Genomic DNA, 14,859 nt, shown 5'->3' on the forward strand with positions numbered 1-14,859 from the left:
ATGTCCACCATCACGAAGACGCTCCCTGAGCCTGTCGAAGGGCCGGATGCCACGACGCAGGCCGCGCAGCATCCGCACTCATCCCCGTCGAAGCGCCGACAGAGCGCATTCGGAACCGCCCAGCTCGTCCAGGCGCTCCCGGGCGCGCTCAAGAAGCTCGACCCGCGCCAGATGTGGCGCAACCCCGTCATGTTCATCGTCGAGGTGGGTGCCGCACTCACCACGGTGCTCGCGATCGCCGAGCCGTTCCTCGGCGGGCCGCAAGGCTCCGGCGGCACGGCCGTGCCGGTCTCGTTCACCTGGGGCATCGCGGTCTGGCTCTGGCTCACCGTGATCTTCGCGAACCTCGCGGAATCGGTGGCCGAAGGACGCGGCAAAGCGCAGGCCGACACGCTGCGCCAGACTCGCACGTCGACCGTGGCGCACCTGGTCGCGCAATACGACGAGGTGATGGATGCGGCGGCCGAACGGACGCCTCTGACCGAGGTCTCCTCGGCCGAGCTGCGGCTCGGCGACGTCGTCGTCGTGTCGGCCGGCGAGCTCATCCCGGGCGACGGCGACATCATCGACGGCATCGCGACCGTCGACGAATCGGCGATCACCGGCGAGTCGGCGCCGGTCGTGCGCGAGTCGGGCGGTGACCGCTCGGCGGTCACCGGCGGCACCCGTGTGCTCTCCGACCGCATCGTCGTGCGCATCACGTCGAAGCCCGGCGAGACCTTCGTCGACCGCATGATCGCCCTCGTCGAGGGTGCGTCGCGCCAGAAGACGCCGAACGAGATCGCGCTGAACATCCTGCTCGCGAGCCTGTCAATCGTGTTCGTCGTGGTCGCCCTGACCCTGAACCCGATCGCGTCCTACGCGGCGACGCCCGCCTCCATCCCGGTGCTGATCGCCCTGCTCGTCTGCCTCATCCCGACGACGATCGGCGCCCTGCTGTCTGCGATCGGCATCGCCGGCATGGACCGGCTGGTGCAGCGCAACGTGCTCGCGATGTCGGGTCGCGCAGTGGAGGCAGCCGGCGACGTGACGACGCTGCTGCTCGACAAGACCGGCACGATCACGTACGGCAACCGCCGGGCGAGCGAGTTCGTGCCGATGCCGGGGGTCGAGTCGGCCGAGCTCGTGCGGGCGGCGGCGCTGTCGTCGCTCGCGGACCCCACGCCCGAGGGCTCGTCGATCGTCGAGCTGGCGGCGGAACGCGGCATCCGATTCGATGCCTCGACGGGCTCGGCGAACGAGGCGGCGGGCGAGGTCGTGCCGTTCACGGCGCAGACCCGAATGTCGGGGCTCGACCTGGCCGACGGCACGATCGTGCGCAAGGGCGCCGGCTCGGCCGTCATCGCGTGGGTCGAGGCATCCGGTCGAATCGCGTCGTCGACCCTCGACGAACTCGAGCAGCGGGTCGAGGCGATCTCGACCGGCGGCGGAACCCCCCTCGTCGTCGCGTCGAAGGACGCGTCGGGCACCGCACGGATCCTCGGCGTGGTGCACCTGAAGGACGTCGTCAAGGACGGCCTGACCGAGCGCTTCGCGGAGCTGCGGGCCATGGGCATCCGCACCGTGATGATCACGGGCGACAACCCGCTCACGGCGAAGGCGATCGCCGCCGAGGCGGGCGTCGACGACTACCTCGCCGAGGCGACGCCCGAAGACAAGATGGCGCTCATCAAGCGCGAGCAGGAGGGCGGCAACCTCGTCGCCATGACCGGTGACGGCACGAACGACGCCCCCGCGCTCGCGCAGGCCGACGTCGGCGTCGCGATGAACACCGGTACGTCGGCCGCGAAGGAGGCCGGCAACATGGTCGACCTCGACAGCGACCCGACGAAGCTCATCGAGATCGTGCGCATCGGCAAGCAGCTGCTCATCACCCGCGGTGCGCTCACGACGTTCTCGATCGCGAACGACATCGCGAAGTACTTCGCGATCATCCCCGCGATGTTCGCGGGCGTCTTCCCCGGGCTCGCGGTGCTGAACCTCATGCAGCTGCACTCGCCCGCCTCCGCGATCCTGTCGGCGATCATCTTCAACGCGATCATCATCGTGATCCTGATCCCGCTCGCGCTCCGCGGCGTGAAGTACAAGGCCGGCGGTGCCTCGGCGATCCTCAGCCGAAACCTCCTGGTGTACGGGCTCGGCGGCATCATCGCGCCCTTCGTCGGCATCAAGCTGATCGACCTCGTCGTCAGCCTCATCCCCGGGTTCTGAACCCTTCCGCTGGTCAAGGAGCGAGCGCATCGAGCGTCTCGAGACCGGCCGTCTCGAGGGTTTCGAGACGCTCCTTCGTCGCTCCTCGACCCGCTGGACACCTTCGAAAGGAAACCACCATCATGAGCTCCACTCGCACCGCGGCACGCACCCATTGGGTGGCGATCCGCGCGATGCTCATCTTCACCGCCGTGCTCGGCGTCGCCTACACGCTCGTCATCACCGGCATCGGACAGCTCGTGCTGCCCGCCCAGGCGAACGCCTCGGTCGTGCACGACGCCGACGGCGAGGTCGTGGGCTCCGCGCTCATCGGCCAGCCCTTCACCGACGCCGACGGCGAACCGCTGCCCGAGTGGTTCCAGCCCCGCCCGTCAGCGGCCGGCGACGGCTACGACGGCGGCGCCTCGAGCGGCAGCAATTGGGGCCCCGAGAACGCCGACCTCATCGCCGCGATCGAGGAGCGGAAGGCGGCGATCGCCGAGTTCAACGGCGTCGACGAGGCGGATGTCCCGGCCGACGCGGTGACGGCGTCGAGCTCGGGACTCGACCCCCACATCAGCCCCGAGTACGCGCTGCTCCAGGCGGCTCGCGTCGCGGAGGCCCGCGGTCTCGATGAGCGAGAGGTACGCGACCTCGTCGAGACGAGCACCCAGGCGCGCGATCTCGGATACCTGGGTGAGCCGACCGTGAACGTTCTGCAGCTGAATCTCGCGCTCGCGGAGCTCTGACCTCTCGCCCGAAACGCGCCGAGTCGCCCGACTTCGATCGAAGCCGGGCGACTCGGCGCGAAACCATCTGATGGGAGACTGACGACATGAGACGCGGCCGGTTACGGGTGCTGCTCGGCGCCGCACCAGGCGTCGGCAAGACCTACACGATGCTCGAGGAGGGCAAGCGGCTCGTCGGCGAGGGTCGCGACGTCGTGGTCGGCTTCGTCGAGACGCATGGCCGCCGCGCCACCGGGGCGATGACGCTCGGCCTCGAGATCGTGCCGCGCCGCAGCACGACCCATCGGGGCATGTCCCTCGAGGAGATGGACCTCGATGCGGTGCTCGCGAGGCGGCCCGAGATCGCACTCGTCGACGAGCTCGCCCACACCAACGCGCCGGGGTCGCGGCACGAGAAGCGCTGGCAGGACGTCGAAGAACTCCTCGCCGCGGGCATCGACGTCGTCTCGACCGTGAACACCCAGCACATCGAATCGCTCGGCGACGTCGTGCTGCAGATCACCGGGGTGCCGCAGCGCGAGACGATCCCCGACCGCGTGCTGCGCGCCGCCGACCAGATCGAGGTCGTCGACCTCGCCCCGCAGGCGCTGCGCGATCGACTCGCGGGCGGTCTCGTCTACCCGGCCGAGCGCATCGACGCCGCACTGTCGAACTACTTCCGGCTCGGCAACCTCACTGCGCTCCGCGAGCTCGCGCTGCTCTGGCTCGCCGACGAGGTCGACCAGGCGCTCAAGAAGTACCGCGCCGAGCACGGCATCGACCGCACCTGGGAGGCGCGCGAGCGGGTGGTCGTCGCCCTCACGGGCGGCCCCGAGGGCGAGACCCTCCTGCGGCGCGGCGCGCGCATCGCCGCCCGCTCGTCGGGCGGCGAGCTCATCGCCGTGCACGTGACGAATCCCGACGGCATGCGGGCGAGGCATCCCGGCGCACTCGACGCCCAGCGCACGCTCGTCGAGCAACTCGGCGGCACCTTCCACCAGGTCATCGGCGAGGACGTGCCGCGGGCGCTCGTCGAGTTCGCGAAAGCCGCGGATGCCACGCAGCTGGTCATCGGCGTCAGCCGTCGCTCCCGGCTCGCCGCGGCGTTCTCGAGCCCCGGCATCGGCGCGACCGTGATCCGCGAGTCGGGCGACATCGACGTGCACATCGTGACGCACGCCGCAGCGGGGGCGACGTTCTCGCTGCCGAAGCTCGGCGGGGCGCTCAGCCGCAAACGACTGGTCGCGGGCTTCGCGCTCGCGCTCGTCGTCGGCCCGCTGCTCAGCTGGCTGCTCTCCGCGCTGCACACCGAGACGTCGATCACGAGCGACGTGCTCGCGTACCAGCTGCTCGTGATCGTGGTCGCGCTCGTCGGCGGCATCTGGCCGGGGCTCTTCGCCGCGGTGCTCTCCGGACTCACCCTGAACTTCCTGTTCGTGCCGCCGCTCTACACGCTGACGATCGACGACCCGCGACAACTGCTCGCGTTGGTCTTCTACGTCGCGAACGCGCTGCTCGTGAGCTACGTCGTCGACCAGGCGGCCCGCCGTACTCGCGAGGCCAGACGCGCCGCGGCCGAATCGCAGCTGCTCGCCACCCTCGCCGGCAGCGTGCTGCGCGGAGAGGATGCGCTGCAGGCGATGGTCACCCGCACCCGGGAGGCCTTCGGCCTCACCGGCGTACGCCTCCTGGTCGACGGCGAGACCCGGGTCGCCGACGGCGAACCCGCTCGCGACGACCGGGTGACGAACGTGCCCATCGGCCGGCACGGCGTGCTCGAACTGCACGGACAGGACCTCGAGGCATCCGAACGCCGCCTGCTGCAGGTGATCGCGACCCAGCTCGACCAGGCCATCGAGCACGGCGCACTCGCGCGGGCCGCCGAGAGCGCGGCGGGGCTCGCCGAGACCGACCGGGTGCGCTCGGCACTGCTCGCGGCCGTCGGGCACGACCTGCGCCGACCGCTCACCTCGGCGTCGGCGTCGGTCAGCGCGCTGCGCGCGCCCGACCTCGACCTGCCCGCCGTGCAGCGCGACGAGCTGCTCACCACCGCCGCCGAGAGCCTCGACGCGCTTGCCGAACTCGTCACGAACCTGCTCGACGTGAGCCGTGTGCAGGCGGGCGCGCTCGCGGTGACGCTCGCGCCGACCGAGGTCGCCGACGTCGTCTTCCCCGCGCTCGACGAACTCGGGCTCGGCCCCGCCGAAGTCGAGCTCGAGGTCGCCGACGAGCTGGCACCGGTGCTCGCCGACGCGGTGCTGCTGCAACGCGTCGTCGTGAACCTGCTGGCGAATGCGGTGCGGCACACCCCGGCGGGCGAGCGGGTGCGGGTGGCCGCATCGGCGTTCCGCGGCCAGGTGGAGCTGCGGATCGTCGATCGCGGCCCCGGCATCCCGGCCGAACGGCGCGACGAGGTGTTCACTCCCTTCCAGCGGCTCGGCGATACCGACAACGACACGGGTCTCGGCCTCGGCCTGGCCCTCTCGAAGGGCTTCGTCGAGGGGATGGACGGCACACTGGAGGTCGACGACACCCCCGGCGGCGGCCTCACCATGGTCGTCACCCTGCCGGCCGCGCCGAGCGTGCAGGCCGTGCCGCCCGCGCCCGCTCCAGAGGAGGCCCCATGAAGATCCTCCTCGCCGACGACGACGGCCAGCTCCAGCGCGCGCTGCGCATCACGCTGGGCGCGCGCGGCTACGACGTCGTCTCGGCCCGCGACGGCGCCGAGGCGATCGACCTCGCCGCGAGCGCGCACCCCGACCTCGTGCTGCTCGACCTCGGCATGCCGAAGGTCGACGGTCTCGACGTGATCCGCGCGGTACGGGCGTGGTCCGGCGTGCCGATCGTCGTGCTCTCGGGTCGCACCGATTCGGGCGAGAAGGTCGAGGCGCTCGACGCCGGCGCCGACGACTACGTGACGAAGCCCTTCGCGATGGACGAACTCCTCGCCCGAATCCGCGCCCGCTCCCGTCGCCCCGCCGACGAGGTCGACGGGGTCGCGGTGCACCGCATCGGCGAGCTCGAGGTCGACCTCGCGGCCCGTGTCGTGCGGCCCGTCACCCAGGACGGCGAGGGGCACGGGGCATCCGTTCGCCTGACCCCGACCGAGTGGCGGTTGCTCGAGCTCTTCCTCAAGCATCCCGGGCGGCTGCTGACCCGCGAGATGCTGCTCGGCGAGGTATGGGGGCCGTTCCACGCGAACGACGCCGGCTACCTGCGGCTCTACGTGGCGCAGCTGCGGCGCAAGCTCGAGCCGGTGCCGGCCGAGCCGCGGCACTTCCTCAACGAGCCGGGCATGGGCTACCGCTTCGAGCCGTAGCCACGCCCTCGCCCCTCGCCCCTCGCCCCTCGCCCCTCGCCCGCCCGCCCCCACCGAGTCGCCAGAACCGACCACCCCTCCAACGCCCCGCGTTCGATGCGAGTCGCCAGAAACCGATCAACCCGAGCCGGGGTCGAGCGGTTTTCGGCGACTCGACGGCTTACCCGGCGGGGTCGCGTGCGGCGCGTGCCGCGAGGCCGGCGAGGCGTGCCAGCCACCGCGCGGCCGTGGCACCGTCGAACGGGGGCTCGCGGTTCCGCACCGCTCCGAGCACCCGCTCCGCGTCGGACCGAACCCGCCGGATCAGATCGGCGGGGTACCCGAAATCCGCCGCATGCTCTGCGAACTCGTCCTCGTCCTCGATGAAGGCCGGTACGCCCTCGCGTTCGACCACGTCGAGATCGAGGTCGACGTACGAGACCGTCGCGCCCGTGGCATCCGCCCGCCATTCGGGGGTCGTCGCGAGGTCGACGTAGGTGCCGAGCCCACGCGGATGCCCCGAATTGAACCCGGCCGCCCAACCCGCGTGCGGAAAGAGCGAGACCGAATGCCAGGTCGCCGTGAACTCGTTGCCGGGTCGGACGAAGCGCGTGCCCACCGGGAACCCGACCCAGGATCCGTGCTCGTCGTCACCGAGCCAGAGGCCGTCGAACTGCCAGTGCGGCGCGCCGCCCCACTTGAGCGCACGAACGCGCACGGCGTCGCCGGGGTGGAGAAGTGGCGTCGCGGGTCGGTCCATCCGACCACCGTAGCCCGGCCGGCTGCCGCGGCCTGCGATGCCCAACCGCGTGCTGCCCCTGCCCTGGCCCTGCCCCTGCCCCTGCCACTGCCGCCCCCGCGCCACCGATGTCGCGCGAATCGTCGTCAACCGCCGGGGATGGCGACGATTCGCGCGACATCACGCGCAGCGCGCGGTCGGACTCGGCTCAGCTCAGCTCGGCGACCGCTCGGCTCGCCTCGTCGACCGCGGCGTGCGTGTACCCGAAGGCCTGCGCGTCGGAGTTCGCGATCGTGATGTTGCCGTGCCGACGGCGCGCGGCCTGGAACGGCTGCTGCTCGAGCGGCCCGAAGATCGCCGGGTCGGCGATCGAGTTGTACTCGTAGGCGTAGCCGTGCGACCAGCGGTTCACCGTGATCGCGGCGATGTCGTGCTTCGCGTCGAACCCGAATTCGCCGAGCGAACGCTGCATGAGGTCGCGGATATCCCGCTCGAAATCGGCGAAGGACACCTGAAGCAGCTCGCGGCGCCCGGCCTTGTGCTGCTCGCGGGTGATGCGCTCACCCGGCAGGTTCGGCGTCTTCGACAGTGAGACGACGATGGGCTCCTTCGGGTCGCGCGCCGAACGGTACCCGCCCTGGTCGGTCGGCGTGGCGAGGCCGAGGCTGTCCCAGAAGTGGTCGTACGGGGTGACCCGCGAGACGCCGGCGTTCGCCCAGGCCGTCCAGTTCTTCACCGCGACCCTGGCGTAGACGAGCGGCACCTTCACGCCGTAGCGCATCGCCTCGACCTGCTCGCCCGGCAGGCCGTCGACGATGTACGAGGAGACGGCGTTCCAGCACGCCATGACGACGTGCTTCGCCTCGACCCGGTAGGCCTTGCCGCCGTTGACGTAGTCGACGTCGATCGGCCCGCTCGTGCCGGCGCGATGCCGCACCGCGGTCGCCATGCTGTTGAGGCGGATCCGCACCGCGGACTTCGGGTGGTCGAGGAGCGCGTAGTTCGCACGGGCGCCGATGATGCTCTCCTGCGTCTGCACGCCGCCGAACGCCTGCGGGATGAGCCGCGAGACGAGCAGGCGCGATACCGTCGCGCCTCCGTCGGGGAAGTAGTAGAGCTCCTCGTCGGTCGTCGTGAGCGACATCGCCGGTGTGCGGCCGATGCCCGGGTACGGCTCGGGGCTCAGCCCGAGGCCGCGGAATCCCGGGTAGCCGACGCCCCAGCAGTCGCCCGCGGGGACGGCCTCGATGCCGGCGCCCCAGAGCCCGTGCGGCCGCTTCTGGTAGTACACGAGGGCCTCGTCGCCGACGCCGACGAGGTTCTGGAGGTATTCGCGGTAGGTCATGCGCGCGAGGGCCTGCTTCTTCTCGGCGTCGCTGAGCCCGGGCAGGACGTCGTCGTCGAACGTCTCGAGGCGCATGATGTCGTCTCGGGCCCGCTGCGAGAGCGGCAGCCGACCGACGAGCGAGGCGGTCGACTCCCCCGGCGCTCTCCGGAGGAACGTGTCGGCGCCGAACGACTCCTCGGGGAAGAAGTAGCCGTTGGTCAGTCCCATGCCGCCGTAGAGCCCGAGGTCGACGCCCTCGGCGAGTGCGGCGAAGTCGATGCCGAGGTCGTCCATCAACTCGAGCGAGGGCGCGTTCCACGTGTCGGGGCTGTCGAGGTTGACCATGCCGCCGTTGCTGAGCAGCGTGCGACCGCCGACCTTGAACTCGTTGCGGTGCTGGTGTCCGCCGAAGTCGGCGAGCGCCTCGACGACCAGGATCTTCGCATCGGCCCCGTACCGCTTGCGGTAGAAGTGCGCGGCCGCGAGGCCGCTCACGCCGCCACCCACGACTACGAGGTCGTAGGCCTCGCCGGTGGCCTTGGGCGTGCCGAACGAGCCGCCGCCGAAGGTCGCGCCGTGGCCGGCCGAGCGGGCCGAGTCGGTCTGCCCGACGAGGCCGGTCTGCCGAGGAGCACCCGCAGCGCCGTGTCCGCCGCCGCCCCCGCCCCCTTGCGCGTGCGCGGCACCGCCCGGCACCGCGGTGAGTGCGGCGGCGCCGGCCACGACCGCCATGCCGTTCAGCAGATCGCGTCGGCTGATGCCCGCCGACATCCCCAGTTCGTCGTCCCCGTGCTTCGCCATGTCGACTCCTTCGTCTCGTGCCGTCCGTGCCCGCAGGCTAGCGACGCGGCGAACTCGTGGTCAACGATTTCGTTGCACAATCTGCGAAATCGGCTGATCTCGTCTGCGCATCCACGCTCATCCAACGAATTCCGTAGCCCCCCACGAGGTGATGTCGCGCGAATCGTCGTCATCGACCCGGAATCACGGCGATTCGCGCGACATCGCGCGAGGCGCGAGAGGGCGCGAGCCGGATGCGAGGATTGAACCCGTGGACTGCGCGTACTTCGACGCCGGGCGATGCACCTCGTGCGCGCTCATGGGTCGGCCGTACCCCGTGCAGCTCGCGGGCAAGCAGCGGCATGCCGAAGAGCTGCTCGCCCCGTTCGACGTGCCCGAGTGGCTCGCACCGGTCGCGAGCCGGGAGGACGGCTACCGCAACAAGGCGAAGATGGTCGTCGGCGGCACCGTGGATGCCCCGACGATCGGCATCCTCGACGCCGACGGGCATGGCGTCGACCTCGAGGCGTGCGGCATCTGCTCCCCCGGCCATCGGGCGGCCTTCCCCGTGCTGGCCCGCTTCATCACGCTCGCCCGGCTCACACCGTACGACGTACGCCGTCGCACCGGCGAGCTCAAGCACCTGATCGTCACCGAGTCGCCCGACGGCGAGCTCATGATCCGCTTCGTGCTGCGCTCGACCGAGCCGGTGGCCCGCCTGCGCAAGCACCTGCCCGCGCTGCTCGCCGAGTTGCCGCACGCGCGCGTCGTCACGGCGAACGTGCTGCCCGAGCACAAGGCGGTGCTCGAGGGCGAACACGAGATCGTGCTGACCGAGGCCGAGACCCTCGCGATGCGGCTCAACGACGTGACCATGCACCTGCGGCCGCAGAGCTTCTTCCAGACGAACACCGAGATCGCCGCGGCCCTGTACGCCGAGGCCCGCGACTGGATCCGCGACCTCGCGCCCGACACCGCCTGGGACCTCTACTCGGGTGTCGGCGGCTTCGCGCTGCACATCGCGGGGCGCGACGACGCATCGAGCGCCGGCCCGAGCGCCGGCCCCGGCCCCGAGGTCACCGGCATCGAGACGAGCGTCGAGGCGGTCGCGAGCGCCGAGCTCTCGAGAACGGATGCCGCGCTCTCGCGCCTGCGCTTCGCCTCGGGCGATGCGACCGCCTTCGCCGCGGGCGCGGCGACGACCGAGGTGCCCGATCTCGTGATCGTGAATCCGCCCCGCCGCGGGATCGGCTCCGAGCTCGCGGGCTGGCTCGAGGCATCCGCGGTGTCGCACGTGCTCTATTCGAGCTGCAACGCGGCCTCGCTCGCGAAGGACCTCGCGGCGATGCCGTCGCTGCGCCCCGTGAAGGCGCGCGTCTTCGACATGTTCCCGCAGACGACGCACTTCGAGGTGATGGTGCTGCTCGAGCGGTGCTGAACGCGATCGACGCAGCGCGGTCAGCCGACACGCCGACACGCCGACACGCCGACACGCCGACGCGCTGACGCGTGGACCGCCGCAGCTCAGCCGGTTGCACCCGCCCGCGCCAGGCAGAAGCGCCGTACCGACTCCGTCGGGACGACTTCGGCGAGCCGCGCGTAGTGCTGCCGCGCTTCGTCGCGCCGCTCGGTACGCCACGCGAGGTCGGCGAGCGCGAGCTGCGCGTCGACCGCCGCGTACGCCGCCGCCCCCTCCCCGAGTACACGCAGCTCTCGCTCGACGGCTCGCAGCCGCGTGGTCCGTTCCCCGGATGGCGGCGCGAGCAGCGCCCGGTGCAGCTCGGCCGAGAGCCGCGCGACGGTCACCGACGGCGCGCCCCACACCCGCTCGAGCGCGCGGTAGAACGCCACGACGCGGGTCCAGTCGGTAGTGGCGAAACTCGTGGCCGAACTGTGCAGTCCGGCGATCGCCGCCTCGAGCGCGAAGCGACCGTCACCGCGGTCAGCGGCCGCGGCCGCGTCGTCGAGCCCGGCCTCGATCAGCCGGGCGTCCCACCGGCTGCGGTCGACCTCGTCGAGCGGTACCGCCGCACCGTTCTCGTCGAGCCGGCCCGGTCGCCTTGCGAGCCCCAGACGGACGACGGCCCGGAGACCGCGAACCTCGGAATCGTCGGGATACTCCGCGACCATCGAGTCGGCGATCGAGAGCGCCTGGCGGCCGAGATCGTCGAGCGGCGTGGCCGGGTCGAGGACGTCGCGGTGGGCGACCGTGAACATGCCCGCGACCACGGCGAGCACGACGGGCAACCGACCCCGGCGCTCGGGCGCCTCGGGCACATGGAACCGCCCCCTGGCCTCGGCGAGGGCCCGCTTCGCCCGGGTGAGTCGCGCCGCTGCCGCCGACGCCTGCACGCCGAGGTGTGCCGCGATGCGCGCCACGTCGAGTCCGCAGACGACGCGCAGCGCGAGGACGACCCTGGCCTGCTCGGTCAGCGCCGGATCGCACGCGACGAAGAGCAGCGCAAGCCGATCGTCGAGTGCGTCGCCGATGAACGGGTGGGCGGATGCCTCGTCGGCGGGGTCGGGCGACGTGGCATCCTCGACGAGTCGTGGCGCGTTGCGCCGCTCGACGGCCGATCGTCGCCGGTCGTCGAGCCATGCCCGTTTGCCGACGGTCGTGCACCACGCGGCGAGCGAGCCGAGCGGCCTCGCGTCGTCGCCGGCCTGGGCGACGGCCCTCGCGATCGCCTCGGCCGCGTATTCCTGCGCGTCGTCGAGGCTGCCCGTGTAGGCGGCCAGGGCGCGCACGATCCGCGGCCAGGCTTCGACGAAGTCCTCGCCGAGGCCGGCGATCGAGTCGCTCACGAGGTCGGGAACACTTTGCGCCACTCGACGTGTCCGCCAGTCGGAACGAGCGCGGCGATGCGCCGGGCGAGCGCCTCGTCGTCGGTCTCGACGAGGTAGAAGCCCGAGACGACCTCGGTGGTGTCGGGGTAGGGCCCGTCGGAGTAGACGGCGTCGGCTTCGACGCGGTCGCCCGCCCCGGGCGTGACCCGTCCTCCGTGACGGGCATTCTGCAGCGCCGATCCGCCGACGATCCGGGCGCCGAGCCGCTCGACCGCATCCTGGAAGGCCTGGTGCGCCGGGAAGTTCGTCTCCGGGGCCCCGCCGGGCACTCCCCCGCCCTCGAGGTAGTCGTCCGATTCCCAGTCGGGCTCGTGGATGAGGTACGCGTACGTGTCGGTCATGGTGTCTCCTTCGTCGATGCCCGTCGGGGGCCGTGACGACCATCGTCACACCATGGTGACGAAGTCGGACACGTGAATTCGACAGTCTTGCCCAGCACTGAACAAGTGTTTAGACTATTGAACATGCGTACAGCTACGTCCGACCTGACGACTCGCGCCCGAATCCGCGACGCGGCCGTCGTGCTGTTCGGTCGCGACGGCTACGCGGCGACCTCCGTGCGCGCCGTGGCCTCTCTGGCCGACGTCAGCCCGGCGCTCGTCGTGCACCATTTCGCCTCGAAGGAGGGCCTCCGCCTCGCCTGCGACGACTACGTGGTCGGCGAGTTCCTCGGGCGGAAGGACGACCTCTCCCACGGCGACGCCGCGTCGGCGATCCGGCGCTGGCTCGCCGACGTCGACACCTACCGCCCGCTGATCGACTACACCGCGCGCATGCTCACCTCGAGCGGCTCCGCCGGCGACGAGCTCTTCGACGCCCTCCTCGAGGGCACCTCGGCGATGGTCGACGAACAGGTGGCCTCCGGCATCATGCGCGAGCCGAGCGACCGCTCGGCGACCGCGCTCTACCTGACCCTGTACGGCCTGGTCCCGCTCGTGATGCATCGACAGCTGACACGAGCGCTCGGGGTCGAGCAACTCAGCGCGGCCGGCCTCCGCCGCACGACCGTGCCGATCCTCGAGCTGTACACCCACGGCCTCTACGCCGACGACCGGTTCCTCGTCGCCGCGCACGAGGCACTCGCGCGCACGAGCGGTCCCCGCTCCGACAAGGGCGAGAACGACCCGAATCAAGATCCCGACCCGCCGCGCGGCGCCGGCTCGTGATCATTCGGAGACGTTCTCGAACCTGAAAGGAGCATGGGCGATGACCCCTGCCATTGAAACGATCGGCCTGCAGAAACGATACGGAACGCACCCCGCGATCCATGACCTGAACATCTCGGTGGCACCCGGCACCGTCTTCGGACTGATCGGCCCCAATGGGGCCGGCAAGACGACGACGCTGCGCATGCTGCTCGACATCATCCGCCCGTCCGGAGGCGTGGCCCGGGTGCTCGGCGCCGACCCGCGAGCCGGCGGACCGACCCTCCGACGCCGGATCGGCTACGTGCCCGGCGAGTTGCGCCTCGAGGGGCGCATCCGCGGCCGCAACCTCCTGCGCCACTACGCGGAGATCAGCGGTCCGGTCGCACCGGGTGTGATCGAGAACCTCGCCGACCGGCTGGGCCTCGATCTGAACCGGAACGTTCGCACCCTCTCCAAGGGCAACAAGCAGAAGCTCGGGCTCATCCAGGCCTTCATGCACCGCCCCGAACTGCTCGTGCTCGATGAGCCGACGAGCGGGCTCGACCCGCTCGTGCAACGGGAGTTCCTCGAGTTGGTGCGGGAGGCGCGCGCGGGTGGCCAGACCGTGCTGCTGAGCTCGCACGTGCTCAGCGAGATCCAGCAGACCGCCGATCACGTCGCGGTGCTCAGCACCGGGCGGGTCGTGGCCGAGGGCGCGGTCGCGTCACTGCGCCTGGGGAAGATCCGGCGCATCAGGGCGAGCCTCGACGGCGCCGATCCCGGCGGGATCGAAGCCGAACTCGCGACCGTTCCCGGTGTCAGGGAGGTCACCGTGATCGGCGACGAAGCGACGCGGACGACGCGGCTCACCGCGACGCTCGACGGCGAAATCGATCCGCTCGTGCAACTCTTCGCGCGGCATCGGGTCGGCGACCTCGTCATCGAAGAGCCCGACCTCGAGGAGTCCGTGCTGCAGCTGTACGGCGGGTCGACCGGCAGCGCAAGCGGTGAGGAGGTGCGTCGTGGTTAGGGTCCTTCCCGTGTTCCGTCGCTCACTCGGCGACTCCTGGCGATCCCTCATCGGGTGGAGCCTGGGTGTCGCGGCCGCCCTGCTCATGTACCTGCCGCTGTTCCCGAGCCTCGGCGGCGACGGCGAGATGCAGCAGATGCTCGAGACGCTGCCCCCTGAGCTCGTGAAGACGCTCGGCTACGAGCAGATCGCCTCGGGTCCGGGCTACACGCAGGGCACGTTCTACGGGTTGATCGGATTCCTGCTGCTGGTGATCGCGGCCACCTCGTGGGGGTCTTCGTCGATCGCGGGGGCCGAGGAGTCCGGCCGCCTCGAACTGACGCTCGCCCACGCCGTCGGCCGCAGCCAGTACGCCCTCGAATCCGCACTCTCCGTCCTGGTCCGGCTCGCCTGGCTCGGCCTCCTCGCCGCCGGCATCGTGCTGGCACTGAACGAACCGTCCGAGCTCGGCATCGAACCGCCGCAGGTGTTCGCGGTCACGGCCGCGCTCGTCGGTCTCGCGTTCGTGTCGGGGGCGGTCGCACTGCTCGTCGGTGCCGCGACCGGCCGGCGGATCCTCGCGACCGCGGCCGGAGCGGGCATCGCCGTGGTCGGCTACGTGTTCAATGCGATCGCCAACCAGGTCGAGGACGCCGAATGGTTGCGCAGTCTCTCGCCGTATTCGTGGGCGTACCGGGAGCTTCCGCTCGTCGAGGGCGCCGACTGGGCCGGCCTCGGACTGCTCTGGGGGCTCGCCGCCGTCTCCGTCGTCGCCGGCACGCTGATCCTCCGCGAGCGCGACCTCACCGGATGA

General features: G+C 71.2%; 12 protein-coding genes. 8 read left to right on the forward strand and 4 right to left on the reverse strand.

Annotated features, from left to right (window positions below; translation table 11 throughout):
• The 4 genes from kdpB (at window position 1) to H516_RS0109150 (ending at window position 6,237) form a co-directional block, all read left to right on the forward strand.
• Window positions 1-2,211, forward strand: coding sequence for a potassium-transporting ATPase subunit KdpB (kdpB, locus tag H516_RS0109135; protein WP_022889414.1), 2,211 nt, complete (start codon window positions 1-3; stop codon window positions 2,209-2,211).
• A 122-nt stretch (window positions 2,212-2,333) separates the two neighbouring features.
• Window positions 2,334-2,939, forward strand: coding sequence for a potassium-transporting ATPase subunit KdpC (gene kdpC, locus H516_RS0109140; RefSeq protein ID WP_022889415.1), 606 nt, complete (start codon window positions 2,334-2,336; stop codon window positions 2,937-2,939).
• 86 nt (window positions 2,940-3,025) lie between these two features.
• Window positions 3,026-5,545: a DUF4118 domain-containing protein gene (locus tag H516_RS0109145; RefSeq protein ID WP_022889416.1), complete on the forward strand. Its 2,520-nt coding sequence runs from the start codon at window positions 3,026-3,028 to the stop codon at window positions 5,543-5,545.
• On the forward strand, window positions 5,542-6,237 hold the full coding sequence (locus tag H516_RS0109150) for a response regulator transcription factor (RefSeq protein ID WP_022889417.1): 696 nt from the start codon (window positions 5,542-5,544) through the stop codon (window positions 6,235-6,237). The genes H516_RS0109145 and H516_RS0109150 overlap by 4 nt, the downstream gene beginning before the upstream one ends.
• A gap of 160 nt (window positions 6,238-6,397) precedes the next feature.
• On the opposite strand, the gene H516_RS0109155 is transcribed toward H516_RS0109150, so the two are convergent.
• Window positions 6,398-6,976 (reverse strand): DUF402 domain-containing protein, encoded by a 579-nt coding sequence (locus tag H516_RS0109155; RefSeq protein ID WP_022889418.1) that lies wholly within the window; start codon window positions 6,974-6,976, stop codon window positions 6,398-6,400.
• Window positions 6,977-7,163: 187 nt separating this feature from the next.
• Window positions 7,164-9,083: an NAD(P)-binding protein gene (locus H516_RS19365; protein WP_022889419.1), complete on the reverse strand. Its 1,920-nt coding sequence runs from the start codon at window positions 9,081-9,083 to the stop codon at window positions 7,164-7,166.
• Window positions 9,084-9,333: 250 nt separating this feature from the next.
• Between H516_RS19365 and rlmC the strand changes: the two genes are divergently transcribed.
• Complete coding sequence (gene rlmC / locus H516_RS0109170) at window positions 9,334-10,500, forward strand: 23S rRNA (uracil(747)-C(5))-methyltransferase RlmC (protein WP_022889420.1); 1,167 nt, start codon at window positions 9,334-9,336, stop codon at window positions 10,498-10,500.
• Window positions 10,501-10,586: 86 nt separating this feature from the next.
• Here the strand turns inward: rlmC and H516_RS0109175 are convergent, their stop codons facing one another.
• Window positions 10,587-11,867 (reverse strand): DUF6596 domain-containing protein, encoded by a 1,281-nt coding sequence (locus tag H516_RS0109175; protein ID WP_022889421.1) that lies wholly within the window; start codon window positions 11,865-11,867, stop codon window positions 10,587-10,589.
• Complete coding sequence (locus tag H516_RS0109180; protein WP_022889422.1) at window positions 11,864-12,250, reverse strand: YciI family protein; 387 nt, start codon at window positions 12,248-12,250, stop codon at window positions 11,864-11,866. The genes H516_RS0109175 and H516_RS0109180 overlap by 4 nt, the downstream gene beginning before the upstream one ends.
• Before the next feature lie 123 nt (window positions 12,251-12,373).
• On the opposite strand from H516_RS0109180, the gene H516_RS19370 reads away from it, so the two are divergent.
• Genes H516_RS19370 through H516_RS0109195 form a run of 3 tightly spaced genes read left to right on the forward strand, consistent with a single transcriptional unit; the run spans window position 12,374 to window position 14,859 of the window.
• The gene (locus H516_RS19370; protein WP_157432210.1) at window positions 12,374-13,075 is read left to right on the forward strand and encodes a TetR/AcrR family transcriptional regulator; all 702 of its coding nucleotides are present in this window, start codon (window positions 12,374-12,376) and stop codon (window positions 13,073-13,075) included.
• Window positions 13,076-13,115: 40 nt separating this feature from the next.
• Window positions 13,116-14,066: an ABC transporter ATP-binding protein gene (locus H516_RS0109190; RefSeq protein WP_022889424.1), complete on the forward strand. Its 951-nt coding sequence runs from the start codon at window positions 13,116-13,118 to the stop codon at window positions 14,064-14,066.
• 10 nt (window positions 14,067-14,076) lie between these two features.
• The gene (locus tag H516_RS0109195; RefSeq protein WP_245561773.1) at window positions 14,077-14,859 is read left to right on the forward strand and encodes an ABC transporter permease subunit; all 783 of its coding nucleotides are present in this window, start codon (window positions 14,077-14,079) and stop codon (window positions 14,857-14,859) included.

It is taken from the genome of Agromyces italicus DSM 16388, from assembly GCF_000421545.1.
Taxonomy (GTDB): Bacteria; Actinomycetota; Actinomycetes; order Actinomycetales; family Microbacteriaceae; genus Agromyces; species Agromyces italicus.

Excerpts from the sequence above, each read along its gene's own strand:
- kdpB (WP_022889414.1), top strand. The coding sequence starts at position 1 with ATGTCCACCATCACGAAGACGCTCCCTGAGCCTGTCGAAGGGCCGGAT.
- kdpC (WP_022889415.1), top strand. The coding sequence starts at position 2,334 with ATGAGCTCCACTCGCACCGCGGCACGCACCCATTGGGTGGCGATCCGC.
- H516_RS0109145 (WP_022889416.1), top strand. The coding sequence starts at position 3,026 with ATGAGACGCGGCCGGTTACGGGTGCTGCTCGGCGCCGCACCAGGCGTC.
- H516_RS0109150 (WP_022889417.1), top strand. The coding sequence starts at position 5,542 with ATGAAGATCCTCCTCGCCGACGACGACGGCCAGCTCCAGCGCGCGCTG.
- H516_RS0109155 (WP_022889418.1), bottom strand. The coding sequence starts at position 6,976 with ATGGACCGACCCGCGACGCCACTTCTCCACCCCGGCGACGCCGTGCGC.
- H516_RS19365 (WP_022889419.1), bottom strand. The coding sequence starts at position 9,083 with ATGGCGAAGCACGGGGACGACGAACTGGGGATGTCGGCGGGCATCAGC.
- H516_RS0109180 (WP_022889422.1), bottom strand. The coding sequence starts at position 12,250 with ATGACCGACACGTACGCGTACCTCATCCACGAGCCCGACTGGGAATCG.
- H516_RS19370 (WP_157432210.1), top strand. The coding sequence starts at position 12,374 with ATGCGTACAGCTACGTCCGACCTGACGACTCGCGCCCGAATCCGCGAC.
- H516_RS0109190 (WP_022889424.1), top strand. The coding sequence starts at position 13,116 with ATGACCCCTGCCATTGAAACGATCGGCCTGCAGAAACGATACGGAACG.